This is a genomic window from Parabacteroides sp. APC149_11_2_Y6, from assembly GCF_054506995.1.
In genome coordinates, this window is sequence record NZ_CP173709.1 from 4,031,913 (window position 1) to 4,051,409 (window position 19,497).

General features: G+C 49.0%; 15 protein-coding genes and 1 pseudogene. 3 read left to right on the forward strand and 13 right to left on the reverse strand.

Annotated elements, in window-relative coordinates:
- From rpsG to ACGE0T_RS16910, 6 genes are all read right to left on the reverse strand, one after another.
- Window positions 1-477: a 30S ribosomal protein S7 gene (gene rpsG / locus ACGE0T_RS16885; protein ID WP_459187752.1), complete on the reverse strand. Its 477-nt coding sequence runs from the start codon at window positions 475-477 to the stop codon at window positions 1-3.
- Window positions 478-632: 155 nt separating this feature from the next.
- Entirely contained in the window at window positions 633-1,034 is a 402-nt protein-coding gene (gene rpsL / locus ACGE0T_RS16890) for a 30S ribosomal protein S12 (RefSeq protein WP_459187753.1), read from the reverse strand.
- Window positions 1,035-1,348: 314 nt separating this feature from the next.
- Window positions 1,349-2,638 (reverse strand): FtsX-like permease family protein, encoded by a 1,290-nt coding sequence (locus tag ACGE0T_RS16895; protein WP_459187754.1) that lies wholly within the window; start codon window positions 2,636-2,638, stop codon window positions 1,349-1,351.
- A 7-nt stretch (window positions 2,639-2,645) separates the two neighbouring features.
- Window positions 2,646-3,950, reverse strand: coding sequence for an ABC transporter permease (locus tag ACGE0T_RS16900; RefSeq protein WP_459187755.1), 1,305 nt, complete (start codon window positions 3,948-3,950; stop codon window positions 2,646-2,648).
- Window positions 3,951-4,021: 71 nt separating this feature from the next.
- Window positions 4,022-5,302, reverse strand: a complete 1,281-nt coding sequence (locus ACGE0T_RS16905; RefSeq protein WP_459187756.1) for an ABC transporter permease — start codon at window positions 5,300-5,302, stop codon at window positions 4,022-4,024.
- 15 nt (window positions 5,303-5,317) lie between these two features.
- Window positions 5,318-6,622: an ABC transporter permease gene (locus ACGE0T_RS16910; RefSeq protein ID WP_459187757.1), complete on the reverse strand. Its 1,305-nt coding sequence runs from the start codon at window positions 6,620-6,622 to the stop codon at window positions 5,318-5,320.
- A gap of 160 nt (window positions 6,623-6,782) precedes the next feature.
- Here ACGE0T_RS16910 and ACGE0T_RS16915 point away from each other — a divergent pair.
- Window positions 6,783-7,022, forward strand: a pseudogene (locus ACGE0T_RS16915) (DUF4469 domain-containing protein); the annotation flags it as partial.
- A 118-nt stretch (window positions 7,023-7,140) separates the two neighbouring features.
- Here ACGE0T_RS16915 and ACGE0T_RS16920 read toward each other — a convergent pair.
- From ACGE0T_RS16920 to ACGE0T_RS16945, 6 genes are read right to left on the reverse strand one after another with little or no spacing between them, the layout of a single operon-like run.
- On the reverse strand, window positions 7,141-7,806 hold the full coding sequence (locus ACGE0T_RS16920; RefSeq protein ID WP_459187758.1) for an ABC transporter ATP-binding protein: 666 nt from the start codon (window positions 7,804-7,806) through the stop codon (window positions 7,141-7,143).
- Between the two features lie 42 nt (window positions 7,807-7,848).
- The gene (locus ACGE0T_RS16925) at window positions 7,849-9,117 is read right to left on the reverse strand and encodes an ABC transporter permease (RefSeq protein ID WP_459187759.1); all 1,269 of its coding nucleotides are present in this window, start codon (window positions 9,115-9,117) and stop codon (window positions 7,849-7,851) included.
- Between the two features lie 24 nt (window positions 9,118-9,141).
- Complete coding sequence (locus ACGE0T_RS16930; RefSeq protein WP_459187760.1) at window positions 9,142-10,404, reverse strand: ABC transporter permease; 1,263 nt, start codon at window positions 10,402-10,404, stop codon at window positions 9,142-9,144.
- A 40-nt stretch (window positions 10,405-10,444) separates the two neighbouring features.
- Entirely contained in the window at window positions 10,445-11,713 is a 1,269-nt protein-coding gene (locus ACGE0T_RS16935; protein ID WP_459187761.1) for an ABC transporter permease, read from the reverse strand.
- Complete coding sequence (locus ACGE0T_RS16940) at window positions 11,706-12,974, reverse strand: ABC transporter permease (protein ID WP_459187762.1); 1,269 nt, start codon at window positions 12,972-12,974, stop codon at window positions 11,706-11,708. The genes ACGE0T_RS16935 and ACGE0T_RS16940 overlap by 8 nt, the downstream gene beginning before the upstream one ends.
- Window positions 12,975-12,985: 11 nt before the next feature.
- On the reverse strand, window positions 12,986-14,230 hold the full coding sequence (locus tag ACGE0T_RS16945) for an efflux RND transporter periplasmic adaptor subunit (RefSeq protein WP_459187763.1): 1,245 nt from the start codon (window positions 14,228-14,230) through the stop codon (window positions 12,986-12,988).
- Between the two features lie 194 nt (window positions 14,231-14,424).
- Here ACGE0T_RS16945 and ACGE0T_RS16950 point away from each other — a divergent pair, with 194 nt between their 5' ends.
- Window positions 14,425-15,261, forward strand: a complete 837-nt coding sequence (locus tag ACGE0T_RS16950; RefSeq protein ID WP_459187764.1) for a PepSY-like domain-containing protein — start codon at window positions 14,425-14,427, stop codon at window positions 15,259-15,261.
- A gap of 300 nt (window positions 15,262-15,561) precedes the next feature.
- On the opposite strand, the gene galB is transcribed toward ACGE0T_RS16950, so the two are convergent.
- Window positions 15,562-18,066 (reverse strand): beta-galactosidase GalB, encoded by a 2,505-nt coding sequence (gene galB, locus ACGE0T_RS16955; RefSeq protein WP_459187765.1) that lies wholly within the window; start codon window positions 18,064-18,066, stop codon window positions 15,562-15,564.
- Between the two features lie 92 nt (window positions 18,067-18,158).
- On the opposite strand from galB, the gene ACGE0T_RS16960 reads away from it, so the two are divergent.
- Window positions 18,159-19,463: an anaerobic C4-dicarboxylate transporter family protein gene (locus ACGE0T_RS16960; RefSeq protein ID WP_459187766.1), complete on the forward strand. Its 1,305-nt coding sequence runs from the start codon at window positions 18,159-18,161 to the stop codon at window positions 19,461-19,463.
- Window positions 19,464-19,497: the final 34 nt, after the last annotated feature.

Genomic DNA, 19,497 nt, shown 5'->3' on the forward strand with positions numbered 1-19,497 from the left:
TTAAAATCTGAAGTGAGCGAATGCACGGTTAGCTTCAGCCATACGGTGCATATCTTCTTTTCTTTTGAATGCGCCACCCTGGTTGTTGAAAGCATCTACAATCTCTGCAGACAACTTATCAGCCATAGTCTTACCTCCTCTTTTGCGAGAGTAGAGGATCAGGTTTTTCATACAAATTGATTCTTTACGATCAGGGCGAATTTCAGTAGGTACCTGGAAAGTAGCACCACCTACACGGCGGGATTTCACTTCGACTTGAGGAGTAATATTGTCGAGTGCAGCTTTCCAAATTTCGAGAGCAGACTTTTCTTCGTTAGGTAATTTAGCCTTAACGTTTTCCAATGCGGAATAGAAAATTTCGAAGGCAGTATTTTTCTTGCCATCATACATTAAATGGTTAACGAATCTCGTAACCTTAACATCACCGAAAACAGGATCCGGGAGGATCTGTCTTTTCTTTGGTTTTGCTTTTCTCATTTGTTTTCAAAAATTTCGTTCTTGTTCTTGGTTGCCTTTAATTTGTCTTCAACGGTTCCGCCGAACCATTTACTCAACCTATAGCCTATCCAAATAACTCAAACCAGCTTTAATACTTTAATTTAAATTCTCAGTTTGAAGGGATGTAAACTTAATTACTTTTTACCTTTAGCAGCTGCCTGTCCTGGTTTCGGACGTTTTGCGCCGTATTTGGAACGTCTCTGAGTACGTCCGTTTACGCCAGCTGTATCCAAGGTTCCACGTACAATGTGATAACGCACACCTGGAAGGTCCTTAACACGACCACCACGAACCAATACGATTGAGTGCTCCTGCAAGTTATGTCCTTCTCCCGGAATGTAAGAGTTTACTTCTTTACCATTTGTTAAACGAACTCTCGCTACTTTACGCATTGCAGAGTTAGGCTTTTTCGGGGTTGTTGTATAAACACGTACACAAACGCCACGTCTCTGAGGACAAGCATCCAATGCAGGTGATTTACCTTTTACCACCAAAGTTTCCCTTCCTTTTCTAACTAATTGCTGAATTGTAGGCATTTCTTTTCTTTTTTAAACTTTGAATGTGTTATTATTATAATTATCTTCTTCTTTATTTCGAGCCGCAAAGATATGCATTATTTTCGGATTATCAACGACTTGTACCTACTTTATTACATATCCGGCGCTAAAAACGCTGCAAAGTTACATATTTGTTTCCGTACCGCAAGGGGAAGTTTTATTCTATTTACCGTTATTTAACATTTTAAAAGAGGTAAAGATGTAGAAAACAAGCTTGCCCTCCCTATACATTAATATATATAGGGAACAGGCAAGCCAGTCAAAAAAACAAGAACGTGTGTGTCTATGGTGGTTTATTCATAATGTAACGCATCGGCAGGTGCCAGGTTTGCCGCCTTACCGGCGGGGAGCCAGATCGCAACAACAATGGCAACTGCAAGTATCAGCCAGGTCAAACAGTTGGTCAGGATAAAACGCACAATGATTTTATCAGGCAAATAGCCCATATTGTCTTTATATTGTCCCAGTGTTTCTATCAGGCCGGCATAAACGAATTGAACTTCTATAAACAAGGCCGGCAATGTCACTACCGCCAGCAGGCACAGCCCTTCCCCAATAAACAACCCACGTATTCCGGCACGGCTCGAACCCATTGCCATGCGCAAACCTATCTCGTCCCTCCTCACCCGGATACGGTACCAGAAGGTTCCTATCACACAAAGGATCGTATTCACGAGGAAGAACAGCATCATCGATTCCCTTATCTGTATATCCCTTGTCATTCCAAAGGCGACATCCTGGTAATCCATCCGGTCGTTATAGGATTGTACGTTATATAGATAGAAGTTCCCTATGCGCAATTCGTGCTTCATGGCTTCTTTAAAAGACTCAAGGAAGTTGGCATCGGAGACCGATTCGCGGCTTCGGACGGCAATCTCCATATCCATGATATTGCCTGCATCCAGGCGGATAGGTTTATAGGCACACATAAACGGGCGCTCATAATCGAAGCGCTTGACTTGTCCGACGACACCTTTCACCTGCATATATTCATCGGGGAGATTAACACTCTCCAGGATATCGCCTACCGGATTCTGTCCTGGGAAGAAGGTCTTTCCGGTCAAGCCGCAAATCACGACGTCGTGAGGGCCTGACCAGTCAAAGTCCTTCATGGAGACAGGCTTTCCCTCGGGAGTCGTATAGCGGAATACATGGAAATAGTCCGTCCGGTAGTCAAAGGATAGCGTTACGATTTGCCCTGTCAGGGAGGTATCCTGCCTGTTCCTGTAGGGATAGCAGTTCATGCTGCCGTCGCCGGGGGAGTTCGTTTGGTGGGTGACGGTATAGGATTCCACATCCGTATACCGGCTGATGCGGTCGAGTATCCGCTCATAGTTCTTTTCCAAAGCAGTGGAGTCGCTTTCACCGGGTTTGTAGTCGGGTGCTTCCTCGGGCAGCAGGTCAACGGTGACCCGCCAGGTATGGTCGAGGTTGCGGTGGGAAGGCAGGCTCCGGTTGTATCCCAACACGCAGAAGTAATCCACTACATACCACATCAGGCAGAATACCAGCAGCAGTTCCACCAGTATCCAGGCATTCGCCTTCCGCCGGTTCCATAGTTGTATCAATATCTGTTTCAGCATACCTTGTTCATTTTACATTCAATGAATAGACAATCTGGCGGTGCGATGCCCTCCAGGCCGGAATCAATGCAGACAGCAGATTCAGCAGCAGGCAAATCAGCAGCGTGATGCCAAACACCCGGTAGTTCACCAACATCGAGAAGTCGAATATACCTTCTGCCCCTTCCGGGAACTGCGATACAGAGAAGGAACCCATCTGCATAATCCATCTACGGCTCAGATGAAGCAGCCAATAGGAGAACATCAGCCCTATCCCTCCTCCCAGCAGGGTAAAGAGGAAGTTCTCCACCACAATCTGCCGCATCAGGGTACCGACCGGAGCACCAAAGGCACGTCGTACACCCATCTCCGCCAGCCTTCGTTCCATCCGCGAGTCGGTCATGCCCGAGAGGTTCACGGCGGGGACAAGCAGCAGGATAAAGAACACCCCACCATATATAAGGAACGACTTTACATACTCAGGCGGCTCGCTGCTGTAGGAGCGGAAAAGGGATTGCCAGTACGAATCAGGCTGTCCCATCACCGTAAACTCCGCGTCTTGCAAGGTCTGGCTATAGCGACGCACATTCGCCTGCACCTCTGCCTGTACCTCCGAGAGGCTTGTTCCCGGAGCTACCAGAAGATAGGAAGCAAACCGTCCGAGCGAACCCGTCCGTTCCACTGGCACTTCCGTCTTGTAGGCATCACTGGCGGTATAAGGTATCCACATGGAAGCAAACGTATTGTCCGCCACCTGCGGGACATCCTTCACAACTCCGCAGACACGGTACTGCCGATAGTTGGCTGTGACGAACTTCCCGACTGCCTCCGTTGTTCCGAACAGACGCCGAGCGAAGCTCTCCGAAATCACAGCCGTTTGTATACCCGACTGCTGGTCGGCTTCAGTAAAGGGTTGCCCTTGGAGGAAACGGAAGGAGAATACCTTCCAGAACCCTGTATTCACGAAGCGGGTGGTTATGCGGAACTGCTCCAGGCGGTCTTCCGTCAGTATATAGTTAGCCCCGCCGCCCGAGTAAGTAAGCCCTACCGCCTCTACGCCTTTCAGCGAACTGAGACAGGTGGATACCACTTGTTCGGATATACGCCAACTGGGGCTTCGCTGCTCTGCCCCCAGCTTAACCTTGCCCGCCCACATCACCAGCATCCTTCCCCGGTTCGTCTCCGGATAGATATCGGCTATCTTGATAAAGAAGACAATGGAGAGTACCATCACCATCGAAACGGAGAGTCCTGTCCCTATTATGTACACCAAGCTGAAGAGCCGCTCCTGCCGGAGCAGGTTCCAGGCTTGTTTAAGATATTGTATATACATATTAATAGTGTATTATCAGATTCGTTACTCGTATCACCGGATTGCTTCGTAGCAGATTACCGGGCTGTACCTTATTCATAATGCAACGCATCCGCCGGAACCATCCGCGAAGCCCGTTTGGCGGGAATCCAGATTGCCAGCAGAATCATGCAGGCAAGTACCAGCCAAGTAATACAATTGGTCAGCAGGAAACGTACCACCGTGCGGTCTGGCAGGAATGCCAGGTCTTTAGACTCCTGCCCCAACGTATCGACCATGCCGGCATAAACGAACTGCATTTCTATTAGCATCGCGGGAATGGTTATAATAGCCAACAGGCACAGGCCTTCCACGAAAAACTGCCGCAGGATGCCCTGTTGCGTAGCCCCCATTGCCATCCTCAGCCCCACTTCCTCGCGCCTCACCCGGATACGGTACCAGAAGGTTCCCATCACACAGAGCAAGATGTTCAGCAGAAAGAAGAGCAGCAGTGCCGAATAGATACGCACATTTCCCGTCTGTCCGAAACTTGCCGAGGTCTCCTTCTCTATCTGTTTGTACGACTTGATGCTTTGCAGGTAGAAATTCCCTATCCGCAGTTCGTCGTACATCTTCTCCTTGAACTTCCGCAGGAAAACGGCGTCCGAATACATATCGCTGCTACGGACGGCTATTTCCATGTCTTCTATATTATCAGCATCCGCCTTCACGGGCAGATAGAAGGTACTTTGGGTACGCAGGTAGCTGAAGCGCTTAATATCGCCCACTACCCCTTTGATGATATGGCTATCATCTTCATACACCACCTCTTTGCCTATTCCGCCAGCACTGCCGAACAACTGGTCCGACACACGCTTGCTTATCACCATCGCCTTAGGGTCTGCCCAGTCGAAATCCTCGACCGATACTGGCTTCCCGTCCGGATAGCGGTAGCCGAACACCCGGAAGAAGTCCTCGCGCGGGTCGAAGTCCACCATCTGCCCAGAGGCTTCCTTCAAGGTGTCTTCCTTATTACGGAAGTAGTCCCCCATATAGTTGCCACTGTTGGGTGATGAATAGATAGTTATCACACTTACCGCCTCGATGCCGTCGAACCGGCGCAGACGGTCCAGCACCCGGGCATAGTTTACCTCTAACGCCGTAGAGTCGCTTTCGCCCGCCTTGTAGTCTGGGTGGCTCTCCGGCAACTGCCGGACGTTGACCTGCCAGGTATGCGAGATGTCGCGGCTTGCCGGTAAGTTCTCGTTGTAGCCAAGCACAAAGAAGTAGTCCACCATATACCATACGAGGCAGAATACCAGCAGCAACTCCACCAATAGCCATAGGTTGTTGCGCCTTCTGTTCCATAACTGGATAAATATCGTCTTTAGCATTTGCTCCTCCCTCCTTTATTTAGCGTTTAGTGAAAAGATTATCTCCCGGTGGGCGGCACGCCAGGCAGGTATCATGGCGGAAAACAGGTTCAGCAGGAAGCAGACTACCAGCGTAATGCCGAACACATAGCCGTTTATCAGCATCGAAGGCGAGAGCACTACATCTTCAAACTGTTCCGGATCGCTAAAGCCGGTAGCGATGACTTGCATAATCCAGTTGCGCGACACGACCACTATCGAATAGGAAAGCAGCAGCCCGAAGAACCCTCCAAGCAGGGTGAAAAGGAAGTTCTCCACGAGCACCTGTTTCATCAGCGACAACGACGGTGCACCGAAAGCCCTCCTTACGCCCATTTCCGCCAACCTGCGTTCCATGCGCGAATCCGCCATTCCGGAAAGGCTTACAGCAGGGACGAACAGCAGGAGGAAGAATATCACACCGTACTGCAGCAGCACCTTCGTGAAGTCGACGGGCGAACTGCTCCACCGCCGGAAGATGGACTGCCAATGCTTATCCGGCTGACCGTACAGGGAAAAGGTTACATCCGGCATCGTTTGGTCCAGACGCTCCACGCACGCCTCCACCTCCTGTTTTACCCGGTCTATGTCTCCTCCTTTTTCAACCAGGATATATCCTTTAAAGTACCCCAACATGCCGGTACTGTCCCATCCTTTCGCTGAATAGTTAGGACAGGCGGTGTAAGGCATCCATAGTTGTGCATAAGATACCGGCGTAATGAGCGAAGCGTCTTCCACTACGCCGCAAACGCGGTAGTTGGCAAAATTCAGGCTGATGTACTGTCCTTCGGCTTTCCCGTCCCCAAACAGCCGGGTAGCGGTGGAGCGCGAAAGCACTACCGTCTTTATCCCCGATTGCAGGTCGGCTTCGGTAAAAGGCTTGCCCTCGGTGAAGCGGAACGGGAAGACGGTCCAGAATGACCGGTCTACGAACCCGACAGTCACCGGTATATCCTCCTTGCGGTTTTCCGGCTGGATAAAATAGGCGGAAACGAAGTCGTTGTAGGTGATAGCCACAGTCTCCACGCCTTTCAAATCGCCGGTGATTGTTTTCAATGCTTGCAGGGAGAGCAGTCCCGAACTGCTGCCTTTCTCCTTCAGCTTTACAACCGAACCGCTCGCCGCCACCAATGTACGGCTTCTGTTCGTCTCCGGATAAACCGGCGCCACCTTCAGGTAGATAATGATGGAAAGCACCATCACCATCGTGACCGACAGCCCCGTCCCGACTATATATATCAAGCTGAAAAGGCGTTCCTGCCGTATCAGGTTCCATGCTTGTTTGAAATAGAGTCTAATCATATGTTTATTCTGTTATCTTTGTACTTCATTCTAAACTAAATCTATCATATCCCATGGATAAAGCAACACCAGACGACAGACCTGCCTCACGCACTGTCCTGATTCGCCTCAGCGAATGCAATCTCCCCGGTTCAGGTAACACCTTCCGGGCGACCATCCCGAAGTAGGCATCACCATCGCCCATCTGGATAGCGGCCTGACCTATACCGTACCCCCTTCCATGCTGATAATCAACCAGTCCACCCGCCTCTGCTTTCTACCTTCCCACCCGTTCGTGGCCGGTGAATGGGAAATTGAAATAGCTACGCAATACAACCGTTCGTACCGCCCTTACAAGCAGCCCCGTAAAGGTTCGCTAACCTTTACCGTACGGGAGTCTGTCACCCCCTCTGTTACATGAGTGCAGCATTGTTATGCTGCATATCGCAGTATTTGTATGCTACATGATGCAGCATAGCAATGCTGCACACCCGCACACGATAAGGGTAAACGTCCGCACACGGGAGGGAGAGACAGCCTCACTGCACCTGCCGCCCGTCGAAGAAGCGGATGGTGCGGCTGGTCTGCTGCGCCTGCGCTTCGTTGTGGGTTACCATTACGATGGTGCGGCCGTCTTCCTTGTTCAGCTTATGGAGCAGTTCCATGACTTCGATACCCATTTTCGAGTCCAGGTTACCGGTAGGCTCATCGGCAAGGATTATCTCCGGGTTGCCTACAATGGCACGGGCGATAGCTACGCGCTGGCACTGACCGCCGGATAGCTGTGTCGGGAAATGGCGCATACGGTGGCTCAGGCCTACCTTTTCGAGTACGGCAACAGCGGCCTCGCGGCGTTCCTTGGCGCTGACCTTGCGGTACAGAAGCGGCAACTCCACGTTGTCCAGCACATTCAGCGAGTTTATCAGATGGAACGACTGGAAGACGAAGCCCAACTGCTTGTTACGGAAAGCAGCCAGTTCCTTGTCGTTCATGTTTACCGTATTCACTCCGTTTATCTCGACCGTTCCCGAGGTGGGGGCATCGAGCAGTCCCATGATATTGAGCAGTGTGGACTTTCCGCATCCGGAAGGGCCCATGATACTGAGGAATTCTCCTTTTTGAACAGTCAGGTTGACGTTTTCCAATGCTACGGTTTCTATCTCTTTTGTACGATAGATTTTCTCCAGGTTTGTAAGTGTAATCATATCAGTCTTTATTTATATGTTGTTTATTCGTTATCGTATGGTTTATTCGTAATGCAGGGATTCTGCCGGGGCCATCTTGGATGCTTTCTTTACCGGATACCAGATGCCGAGGCAAACCATGCCCGCCATCAGCAGGTAGGTAGCGCCGAAGGTGATCAGGAAACGCCCCACGCCCAGCGGGATACGGTAGCTGTCCAGCCTGTCGAGATACATCATGTTGAATGCATAAACAAGCACTGGGACGACGGTCAGCATCAGCAGGCACAGCCCTTCGAGGTACATAAAGCGGCGGATGGATACCCGTGTTGCCCCCAATGCCACCCGCAGCCCTATTTCGCCACGGCGGCTCTGCGTACGGAGCCAGAAGGTCCCGATGACGCCGAAAAAGACGTTGGCAAGAAGGAAGAGCATGACGGATAGTTTCTGGCGGGATTCGTCTTCCTGATAAGAGAGCATGGTGCTGCGTCTCTCTTTCAAGGACTGGACGCCGTAGACATTCAGGTTGTTCACCGTCAGCAAATCGCCCATGTCGCTGAGGATTTCATTCATTTCCTCTTTGGTATACTCCTTTTTCATGCGTACGCAAAGTTCGGCGCTGGGGGCGTTGAAATACTCCACAAAATCATTAAAGGTAGCGCCTTTCAGCACATGGTAATAGCAGGGTTCGGCACGCTGGTATTCCGTTGCACGGACAGCGGGACAGACAGCGGCTATCTTCAGTTCCTCCTGGGTCGAGTTGTCCATAATGACACGCCGCCCTTTGCCACTCTCGCCGTGGTAGAAGATGTCTTCCATCGTTTGGGTGATGACGATAGGGTTGTGCACATCCTCCAAAGCAGAGGTGATGGGATTGCCGTCGGTATCTTTGATGCGGAAGACGTCGAAGTACTCGGGTGTAACACGGCGTACCTGGAAACTTTGCTGCGATGCAACAGCAGTGTCCCCGTCGAGCGGGCGAAGTCCCCACCACGAATTGCCACCCGAATACGGGCAGGAGTAGTAAGTGACGCAAACCCCGTCTACCATCGGATAGCGGCGTATCTGGTCCATCAGCTTCAACAGGTCTTCAGGTTCCGAAGAGGTGTACTCGGAAGCGGGCACGTAATTAGGGGCGTGCTCGTTCAGCGAACTGAGCTTGAAGCGCCAGACGTTTGTGATATCTACTCCCATAGGGGCATGGTAGGTACGAAAGTCCACCCAGTAGGCATCCAGCATGGTCCATACCGTGGCGAGCACGACCAGCAGTTCGGCGAATATCCAACCGTTGCTGCGGCGCTGGTGCCAGATGATTTTTAATAAGTGCTTTATCATTGTCAGTCTTTTATTTATTTCTGGTTACTTGCTGTTAATGGCCGATACGATCTCTTGCCGGGATACCCGCCATGCCGGTATCGATGCGCTGAACAGATTCAGCAGGGTGGCGAAGCAGAGCGCGGAGATAAAGAATACCGGTTTCAGCAGCATGGAAGCGTTGATGGAGACATCCGGTGATATCAGAAACGCTTTGAACAGCTGGAGGAAGACGATGGATAGCAACAACCCGAGGACACTACCGATAAGGGTCACGACCATATTCTCCGACAATACCTGTGTGATAAGCTTCAGCCGGGAAGCGCCGAAGGCACGGCGGAGGCCTAACTCGTCCGACCGTTTCTGTACGGACGACTGTACAACACTTATCAGGTTGAGGGCAGGCACCAACAGCAGGAAGAGCAGCAGGGCGCCGGTATCCAGCAGATAATCTGTCAGGGTTACAGTCCGCCAGAAACCGTTGTTGCCGATGGCGATGTCCAGGCGGTCCAATGCGCCTGAACCGGCTATCTGTAGTTCGTATTCTTTCTGTCCGGCATTGAAACGCTTGATATTCTCTGCCAACTCTGCACGGATTGCATCCAGTTCGGAGGGACTGTGTGCCAGCATGATGGCACTAAAATCGCCGGCTACATCCTCGCATACGCCCCTTTGCATATCTGCATTTACCGTATAAGGCATCCAGATTTCGGCATAGGCATCCGAGGCTGCGGTGGTTACTTCCTTCACCACGCCTACCACTTTATAGTCTACATAATCGACAACGATGTACTTCCCCACCGGCTCTTCCGAGCCGAACAGGCTTGCCGCCAAACGGTCGGAGATGACGACTACGGGGATGGCCGACTGGAAATCGGCCTCCGTAAACGGGTGTCCCGCCACGAACGAGAAATCGAAGACTTTCCAGAAACCGGGGTCTGTGTACTTAATCCTGTATTCTTCGAACAGGCGCTTTCCGGGCAGGGACACCGGGCGGGTTTCGCTGCCGAAGCCGGTTACGGCTTCCGGTGTCTTCAGGGTGTAATAACACTCCTTCAGTACGCGGGGCGACATCTGGCCGTTGTTGCTGTTGCCTGTCCCTGTGAGGGATTTGGCGGTTGTCCCGTAAACGTACAACATGCGTCCGCGGTTGGACTCGGGGCTGTAGCCCGTCAGTTTTATCTGGAACATAAGCACCACTACCATAACCATGGCTATGGAGAGGGCGGTCCCGAGGATGGAGATGGCACTTACCAACGGTGTCTCACGGAGGGTGCCCAGGGCTTGTTTGATGTATTGCTTTATCATTTCTCGATATTATTAATTTATTCGTAATGGAGTGCGCCGGCTATTCGTAATGCAACGCGTCGGCCGGATTCATCTTTGCGATTCGCTTTGCCGGGAACCAGATGCCTATCCATATCATAACCGCCATCAGCAGGTAGGCGCCACCGAAGGCTATCGTAAACCGCCACCACGTGAAAGGCAGACGCACGGTATCGGGCAAGTCGAAGTAGAGCATGTTGGCGATGAACAGCAGAACAAAGGGGATGGTGAATGCCAGCAGGCAAAGTCCTTCCACATCCAGAAAACGTTTCAACTGGCTGCGTGAAGAGCCGAGGGCGGTACGCAGCCCCATCTCGCCCCTGCGGTATTGCGTGCGGAGCCAGAAGGTTCCGATAATGCCGAAAAAGACGTTTACCAGCATGAAGGCGACAAGGGCGAGTTTCTTCTTCATATTGTCTTGCCGGCTCTTCAACATTTCAGAACGCAGGTCTTTGAGGGAAGTGACGCTGGATACGTAGATGTTATTTACGGTCAAGCGGTCGCTCATGTCTTGCAGGAAGCGTTCCATATCTTCGGCACGGAAGCCGTCTTTCATACGTATGAGGCAGTCCATATTTTCAGCTTTCCTTCCGTCTGCCGACTCCACCATATCCTGCTCCGTACGCAGAAGAAGATAGAAACAAGGTCTGCTTTTTGCATATTCGGTCTGGCGTATGGGAGTACTTACGGCTGCAATATCCATGGACTCAGTATTTGTAGAACTCCATTTCACCTTTTGTCCCTTGCCCGGAAGCCCTTCGAAGAAAAGTGCTTCCATATCGGCTGAAATCACCAGGTCGCCGCTATTTTCCTCCACGGCCTTACGAAGTGGCTCGCCTGTGCTTGTTTTCATCCGGAATACGTCAAAATAAGACGGGCTTACCTCAAAGCGTTGGTAACTTTCAGATTTCTCCGCCGTATCTGCATCTGCCCGTATAAGGCTGGACCATGAATTACTCCAAGTATAAGGACAGGCTATTGCGGCAAGGCTAACTTCTTCTACCTGCGGGGTTTTCCGGATATTCTCAGCAAGACGGACCAAGTCCTCCCCATCGGTAGTGTTATGGACCGAGTCCTGTACAAAACCGGGAGTCGTTGGATCCATCTTACCGATATTCACTTTATATACATTCTCTATATCGAACCCCATAGGGGAATAGTAGGTGTAGGTATCGACCAATAACGAATCTATCATCCCCCATAAGACGGCTACTACGATCAGTAGTTCGGTAAATATCCAGCCATTGCTGCTACGTTGCTTCCAAATGATTTTCAATATCTGTTTAATCATACTCTTCGTTGTCTTTTAAAGATGAAACAATCTGTTGGCGGGCGATACGGATTGCCGGGATACCGGCTGAAAGCAGATTGAGCAACAGGCTGAACAATAATGCAGCCAGAAAAACAAGGGGCTGGAACAACATGTCGCCATTCAACATCGTATCGCTGTCTTTCAACAGGAACTCTTTGCACAAAAACAGCATAATAAATGAAAGTATCAACCCTATCACTCCACCTAAAAGCGTAATTAGGCAATTCTCATACAATACCTGGCGTATCAAAACCCCGAAAGTCGCTCCGAATGCTTTGCGTACGCCCATCTCGGAACGGCGTTTCTGTACTGCCGAATAGGTTACTCCCAACAAGTTCAGTGCAGGAACAAGCAACAGGAATAGCAACAATCCGCCGGTCTCGGCAAGAAAGTCTTTCAACTCTACTTTATACTGCCCAATACAACCAATGGCCATATCAAAACGGGTAATCGGATTATGAAAGAAATTAATCTGGCATTCTTTTTTTGTTGCGTTATAGCGGGCTATCTGTCCAAGCAGTTCAGTACGGATTGGCTCAAAATCATTGCTGCTCTTTGCCAGTATACAAGTGGAAAAGGCTCCCGACATATTCTCCGAAGAGGTATTGTTCAATAAGATACGGTCAGTGGTATAGGGAGTCCAGACATCACCGTATGCCGTATCTGCTGCGCGGCTTACGTCCTCTACCACTCCACAAATCGTATAAGTGCTCAGGTCTATGATAACCGGCTTACCTACTGCCTCGGTGGTCCCATATAGTTTCTGTGCCACAGTGCGGGACACGACAGCCTGCGGAATGGCAGAGTCGAAATCTGCCTGAGTGAATGGTTTACCGTCCAGAAAACGGAACGAGAATATCTTCCAGAAGCCCGGGTCTACATATTTGATTGAATAGGTCTTATACATCCGTTTACCGGGTATGGATAATGGCTTCGACTGGGAGGTGTAAGCACTAACGGCTTCCGGCAGTTTCAAGGTGTAGAAACACTCTTTTGCGGCTTCAACGGACATATTTCCGCGACTCCAGCCATTATCACTCCGTACTTCGGTTCCGGCATCCACATATAGCATACGGTCGCGGTTCACTTCCGGCGAGAAGCTGGCAAACTGTATCTGGAATATCAGGATGACACTCATAACCATCGCAATCGAAATGGCTGTTCCGGCGATGGAGATAACGCTGACGAGGCGGTTCTCTTTCAGCATGTAAAACGCCTGCTTGAAGTATTGCTTAATCATATCGTATCTTGTTATTTTATCTTTAGCTTGTTCTTGTCTTTATACGGGCTCATATCGGAGATGATGACTTCGTCGCCTTCTTCCAGACCGCTTACTACTTCCACGTATTCAAAGTTGCTGTCACCCAAACGTACCTTACGCTTTTGCACTTGGTCGCCATTTACGACAAAAAGTTCGTATTCGCCTTTCCCTACATAATAGGAGCTGTTGGCTATGCGGAGCACGTCGTCTTTGACGGCATTCATTACGTAGACATCGGTTTTCAGGCCGGAGCGGAGGCGTTTGTGGTTGTCTTCTTCCAACTGGACGGTAAAGGAGATGACGCCGTTTTTAGACAGGGGGGTGACATCGCTTACTACGCCGTTCAGTTTATCGTTTCCTATTTTGACTACGGCTTTGCTGCCGGTAGCAATGCGGTCGCCGTAGGTATCGGCTATCTCGCCTTCTATCTTGAAATGGGACAGGTCGGAAACGATGGCTACTTTAGAGCCCTGGTTGATTTGTACCCCTATCTCGTTGTTCACATAGGTAAGTATCGCTTTACGTGGGGAACAGATACGGGCGTCGTCGAGGATTCGTTTGGTCTCGGCAAGACTCTTGCGGAAAATGTTCAGCTCGAGTTCCTTCACTTTCAGGTCGGCTTCAGCAAGGGCTTGTTCGTTTTTGTATTTCTGTTGGTCTTCTTCCAGCTTGAGGCGGCTGACGTTGTAGTCGAGTTCCACTTGGCGGACTTTATCGGTGGTTCCGGCGCCGAGGCTGTCGAGGTAACGTTCGTTGCGGAGCTCCACTTCCTTACGGTCCAGTTCCATACGGGAAACTTTCAGGTTCATTTCCATCTCCGACAGTTTATTGTGGTTGATTACACGTTGTTGTTCGAGCTGGAGACGTTTCATATGTTCTTCATCCAACTGTTTGTTATAATCGGTTTCGGCACTCTGCAAGTCCAGTTTTAAAATCGGGGTGCCTACGTCTACGGAATCGCCGCCTTTCTTATAAATCTCCATAATACGGGAGTTGATTGGCGAGTTGATGATTTCTTCGAAAGCGGGAATCACTTTGCCGGAAGCGCTGACGGATACTTCTATCGCTCCTTTATCTACTTTGGATATATGTATGTCTTTCCTGTTCAGGCTGGTTTGCAACATGGAAATGATACCTATGACCAAAGCGATAAGGGCTCCTGCGATAGAACCTATCTTTATAATCTGCTTCCGCTGTTCTTTTCTTTGCACCTCTTTCGATATCTCTCTGTCCATCTTATTTGTTTTTATTTAATGCATTGTTTGACTTGCCCCCGTAAAGGCAAACTCCGTGCCAAAAACATAAAAGCCTGATTTCGTGTAGGTACTCCGGTTCGAAACTGTCCGATTCCGAACACTCTGTTCGTTTTTATGCAAAACCTTTTCGCCGGTTTCCTTGTTTTTCGCTTACAACTTAAACAAGAGTAACGATGAACGCTAAAATTTCAATCTTAACGATTCTTGCCGGCTTCTCCCTGGTATTTGCGGGTTGCAGCAAGAATGACGACTTTTTCCCGGATGATGTCCAGGTGCCCCAGACAGTGACCGACGCTTTCAACTCCATTTACCCGGAAGCCAAAGACACGAAATGGACGGTAAAGAATGATTACTATGTAGCTACGTTCGAGAATAATACGCTCGACAATACTGCCTGGTTCGACCACGAAGCCACATGGGCAATGATTAAGACGGAAATACCTTCGGGACTCTTACCGCAGGCTGTACGTTCCGCCGTAAAACAGAGTTACTCGGACTGGGTAATCCAGGATGCCGACACCATCGGACGTGCCAACATGGGTACGGTCTATAAAGTGGAAATAGAGAAAAATGACGAGGATACGGATTTATACTATTCCGTATACGGGGACTTGATAAAGGCGGTGGACAATCAGAACGATACGGATGCTCCCATTGTTGTGCCGAAGGAGGTTATCAGTCTGATAAATATCACATTCAGCGGAGCCGAGCTTTTGGATATGGAAGCAGGCGAACAGGGATATACCTTATATATGCTGGATAAAACGGTGTTTAAGATCGCTCAACTGAACAAAGATTACAGGTGGCAGAGCACGACGTGGAAGTTGTCGCTGCAAGAAGTGCCGGAGATTGTTACGCAGGCTTTTGAAAGCTCGGCCTACAGCAACGACCCGGTCAGTTCCATTTACACGCTATTAAATGCAAACGGTACGTTCTTCCTGTTCAACCTGATTCATAACGGGGTATTTACGACGGTGAAGTTTGATGCGATAGGGAATATTGTCGAGTGAGTATGCGGAAAAGGAGAGCCTTCCTTTTCATTAAACAAGTCAGGGAATTTTTCCTTCGCTGCCAAGTCCGTACAAAGTGTCAAGCTATCAACTAAAAGTTTCACCCGTTGAAACTAAAAGTTCTACCCGTTGAAACTTTTAGTTTCAGCCGTGGAAACAAAAAGTTTCAAGGCTTGTATTTTTTTTGAAACTCCGTACCAATAAGAATGCATACCCGCTCCTATTCATTCTCATATGAAATAAAAACAGGATGCTCCTGTGAGTGGAACATCCTGTTTTTACTTAAACTACATCTACAACTTATTCGCTCAATATTTCAATCGTTGCTCCTTTCAAACCGGAAGAAGTGGCTTCAAAGTAAATTGCTCCGGGTTGCTCGCCTGCCTCTACTATAGCAGTCAATTGACCGCTGAACAGCTTCATCGCAGGAGCCTGGAAGGATTCCAGACTGGCAGGGTCGCCATTTGCAGCAGCACGGAAAGAACCGACTCCGCGGACATTGAACTTAATGAGGTTGGTTGCATTCGGGCAGAAATTGCCGTTCTTATCCACTACACGGACATTGATGAAGGCCAAATCTTTTCCGTCTGCCGACAGGCGGTTGCGGTCTACCGACAATTCGATATGGTGCGGCTTGCCGGCTGTATGGACAACTTCTTCTGCTACGGCATTACCGTCTTTATCGTAGGCTACGACTTTGAGCGTTCCCGGCTCATATTTGGTGTCCATCCACATCAAACGATAACGTTTCTGGCGTTCAAAGCTCTTTTGTGCGGCTTCCGTATAACTGCTGTCGATACCGATACTCAGGTCTTTTGTACGTTTGCCCTGGCTCTTCCCGTTAATGAAAAGTTCTGCCGCAGGGTAATTGGTGTAGACAAATACGGGGGTTACTTCTCCTTCGCGTCCCGGCCAGGTCCAGTGAGGCAGGACATGCAAAGTGCGTTCTGCTTTATTCCAATGGCTGCGGTATAAATAGTAACGGTCTTTAGGTATACCTGCCAGGTCGATAATACCGAACAGGGAGCTATGGCTTGGCCAATCGGTGTAGTAAGGGGTCGGCTCACCTAAATAATCAAATCCGGTCCATACAAACTCTCCGATGCAATAAGGCAGGTCTTCGTGCTGGATAAAATCATCTTCGGGGAGGTTCGACCAGCCACAATGTTCGACATCGTAAGATGAACTTTGGTGGTCGTCGTATTTTGCCATCGCTTTGCGCTCTACCGGGAATTTATATACGCCGCGTGAACTTACGGTTGAAGCGGTTTCGCTTCCCAGGATAATCTGCTGGGGTAGCTTCTTATAATTTACCTGGTATCTGAACGGACGGTAATTGAAACCCGCCACATCCATAACTGCGGCGAAATTATTATTTACAACGGCATCCGGGGCATCCATTCCCTGAGTGACAGGGCGGGTCGGGTCTTCGCGGTGGCAGATGTCCTGCAATCTTTTGGCTATCTTGCAATCGCCCTCATTCCATTGATTAGGCACTTCATTGCCGATGCACCACATGACAACGCTCGGATTGTTCCGGAAATTATGAATCAGGTTGACTAAATCATTTTCTACCCATTCGTTAAAGAAGAGGTTATATCCGTTCTTGCACTTAGCCACATTCCACTCGTCGAAACTTTCTGCCATAAGCATCATACCCATCTCGTCGCAGGCACGAACCAGTTCCGGTGCAGGCATGTTATGGGAGGTACGGATTGCGTTGCAGCCCATATCTTTCAGAATACGGATTTGACGGCGAATAGCGGCATCGTTCACGGCTGCTCCCAACGGACCCAGGTCATGGTGGTTGCAAACGCCCTTAAACACAGTTTTCTCTCCGTTCAGGAAAAAGCCTTTATTTGGTATAATTTCGATGGAACGGATACCGAATGGGGTGGTATAAACGTCTTTCAGTTTATCGCCTTCAAATAAACGGGTTTCTACGGAGTACAGGGCAGGCATGTCGGGCGACCATAGTGTCGGCGTCTGTACAAAGAACTCCTGGTCCATCTGACCGTTATTGTACTTCATTTGCGACAAAGAGGTACGAAGTCCTACGATACGTTGTTTATTGGGATTCCACAGGCTTGTTTCTACCGTATAGTTATCCGGGTTGGCTCCTTCGGGAAGGGATACTTTGGTATGGACTGTGACCTTGGCATGGTCTTTATTTACAATCGGAGTCTTTACATAGGTTCCCCAAACCGGGATATGGGCATCTTCCGTCACAATTATATGTACATTCCGGTATAATCCGGCACCGGGATACCAGCGGGACGACTCCGGCAAGTTTTCCAGACGTACGGCCAACAGGTTCTTTTCGCCGGGTTTCAGATACTTCGTTATATCAAAATGGAAGGAATTGTATCCATAAGGCCAGTATCCTACTTTCTGACCATTGATATACACATTTGCATGGCTCATTGCGCCGTCAAACAAAATGGTGGCTTTCTTGCCTGCAGTAAACTGAGGTACTTCAAATTCCGTACGGTACCAGCCTACGCCGACAAAAGGCAGTCCTCCGGTACGTCCGGCATGTTCCATTGCATCGGTCTGACCGTCTTGGGCAATAGCAACATCTTGCTTGTCGTTCTGGGCACTGAAAGGACCATAAATAGCCCAGTCGTGCGGGACAACTACGTTTTGCCATTTAGCATCATTAAATGCAGGTTTTATAAACTCATCACTGTCTTCACGCGTGAATTTCCAATTTTTTTCCAGCAGGAATTCGCTCCGGACCTGAGCAACCAAAGTAGAGATACACCCTAATAGTCCTAACAGGGTTACGAAATAGCTTCTTTTCATTCGTATTTAATGTTTTTATAGTATTTAGCCCAACAAAAATAATTATTTTTGCGACTTTCACAAACTAAACCAACAAAATACATCACTTATTTATGCTGTTACAATTAGCCTTTGTTTTAATCGCAATCATTATCGGAGCCCGTCTTGGAGGTATCGGATTAGGAGTTTTAGGTGGGCTGGGATTAGCTATTCTGACCTTTGTATTCGGACTGGAACCAACCTCTCCCCCAATAGATGTAATGCTGATGATTGTTGCCGTTATTGCAGCAGCCAGTTGTATGCAAGCAGCCGGTGGATTGGACCTGATGGTTAAGTGGGCGGAAAAACTATTACGGAAGAATCCTTCCAAAATTACCATATTGAGCCCTTTGGTGACTTATATCTTTACTTTTATAGCAGGAACGGGGCATGTGGCTTATTCGGTTCTCCCGGTGATTGCCGAAGTGGCAACCGAAACAAAGATTCGCCCGGAACGTCCTTTGGGTATTGCAGTTATCGCTTCCCAACAGGCGATTACAGCCAGTCCTATATCCGCTGCGACTGTAGCGTTATTGAGTATGCTTACTGCACAAGGGTTTAATATCAGCTTATTCGATATATTAATCATCTCTGTCCCGTGTACATTAGCTGGTGTATTAGCAGGGGCTTTCTACTCTCTCCGGGTAGGAAAAGAGTTGGTAGATGATCCGGAATACCAAAGAAGATTAGCTAACGGGGATTTCACAAATCATGCATATAAATCGGCAGAATTAAAGAATAAGAAAGCGGCAGGATTATCTGTCGGTATATTTATTTTAGCTACGGTCGGTATCATCCTGTTTGGTTCGGTTGAGAGCCTTCGCCCTGTATTTGACGGTAGCCAGCTTTCCATGAGCTACATTATCGAGATTTTAATGCTCTCTGCCGCTGCCATCATTTTGATGGCAACGAAGACGGATGGCATTAAAGCGGTTCAGGGTTCTGTGTTTTCTGCGGGTATGCAAGCGGTAGTTGCAATCTTCGGTATTGCTTGGATGGGCGATACTTTCCTTGGTGGAAATATGACTGAATTAAAAGGGTCCATCGAACATATTGTGACTGAAATGCCTTGGTTATTCGGTATCGCATTGTTCCTTATGTCTATTCTTTTATTTAGCCAAGCCGCCACAATCCGAGCCTTGCTGCCTCTAGGGATTGCTTTAGGTATTTCGCCATATATGCTGATCGCTCTATTCCCTACGGTAAACGGATATTTCTTTATTCCTAATTATCCTACGGTAGTTGCCGCCATCAACTTCGACCGCACAGGAACTACGCATATCGGTAAATACATACTGAACCATTCATTCATGATGCCTGGATTGATTGCTACAGCGGTTTCTGTTGGTTTGGGGTTATTGTTAATCAGGTTCTTCTAATATGTTTCTTCCACATAGGGAGAAAGGTATCTAT

Coding starts and splice junctions, on each gene's coding strand:
- ACGE0T_RS16920 (WP_459187758.1), bottom strand. CDS start 7,806: ATGATTACACTTACAAACCTGGAGAAAATCTATCGTACAAAAGAGATA.
- rpsL (WP_459187753.1), bottom strand. CDS start 1,034: ATGCCTACAATTCAGCAATTAGTTAGAAAAGGAAGGGAAACTTTGGTG.
- ACGE0T_RS16925 (WP_459187759.1), bottom strand. CDS start 9,117: ATGATAAAGCACTTATTAAAAATCATCTGGCACCAGCGCCGCAGCAAC.
- ACGE0T_RS16900 (WP_459187755.1), bottom strand. CDS start 3,950: ATGTATATACAATATCTTAAACAAGCCTGGAACCTGCTCCGGCAGGAG.
- ACGE0T_RS16910 (WP_459187757.1), bottom strand. CDS start 6,622: ATGATTAGACTCTATTTCAAACAAGCATGGAACCTGATACGGCAGGAA.
- ACGE0T_RS16905 (WP_459187756.1), bottom strand. CDS start 5,302: ATGCTAAAGACGATATTTATCCAGTTATGGAACAGAAGGCGCAACAAC.
- ACGE0T_RS16950 (WP_459187764.1), top strand. CDS start 14,425: ATGAACGCTAAAATTTCAATCTTAACGATTCTTGCCGGCTTCTCCCTG.
- ACGE0T_RS16940 (WP_459187762.1), bottom strand. CDS start 12,974: ATGATTAAGCAATACTTCAAGCAGGCGTTTTACATGCTGAAAGAGAAC.
- galB (WP_459187765.1), bottom strand. CDS start 18,066: ATGAAAAGAAGCTATTTCGTAACCCTGTTAGGACTATTAGGGTGTATC.
- ACGE0T_RS16945 (WP_459187763.1), bottom strand. CDS start 14,230: ATGGACAGAGAGATATCGAAAGAGGTGCAAAGAAAAGAACAGCGGAAG.
- ACGE0T_RS16960 (WP_459187766.1), top strand. CDS start 18,159: ATGCTGTTACAATTAGCCTTTGTTTTAATCGCAATCATTATCGGAGCC.
- ACGE0T_RS16930 (WP_459187760.1), bottom strand. CDS start 10,404: ATGATAAAGCAATACATCAAACAAGCCCTGGGCACCCTCCGTGAGACA.
- ACGE0T_RS16895 (WP_459187754.1), bottom strand. CDS start 2,638: ATGCTGAAACAGATATTGATACAACTATGGAACCGGCGGAAGGCGAAT.
- ACGE0T_RS16935 (WP_459187761.1), bottom strand. CDS start 11,713: ATGATTAAACAGATATTGAAAATCATTTGGAAGCAACGTAGCAGCAAT.
- rpsG (WP_459187752.1), bottom strand. CDS start 477: ATGAGAAAAGCAAAACCAAAGAAAAGACAGATCCTCCCGGATCCTGTT.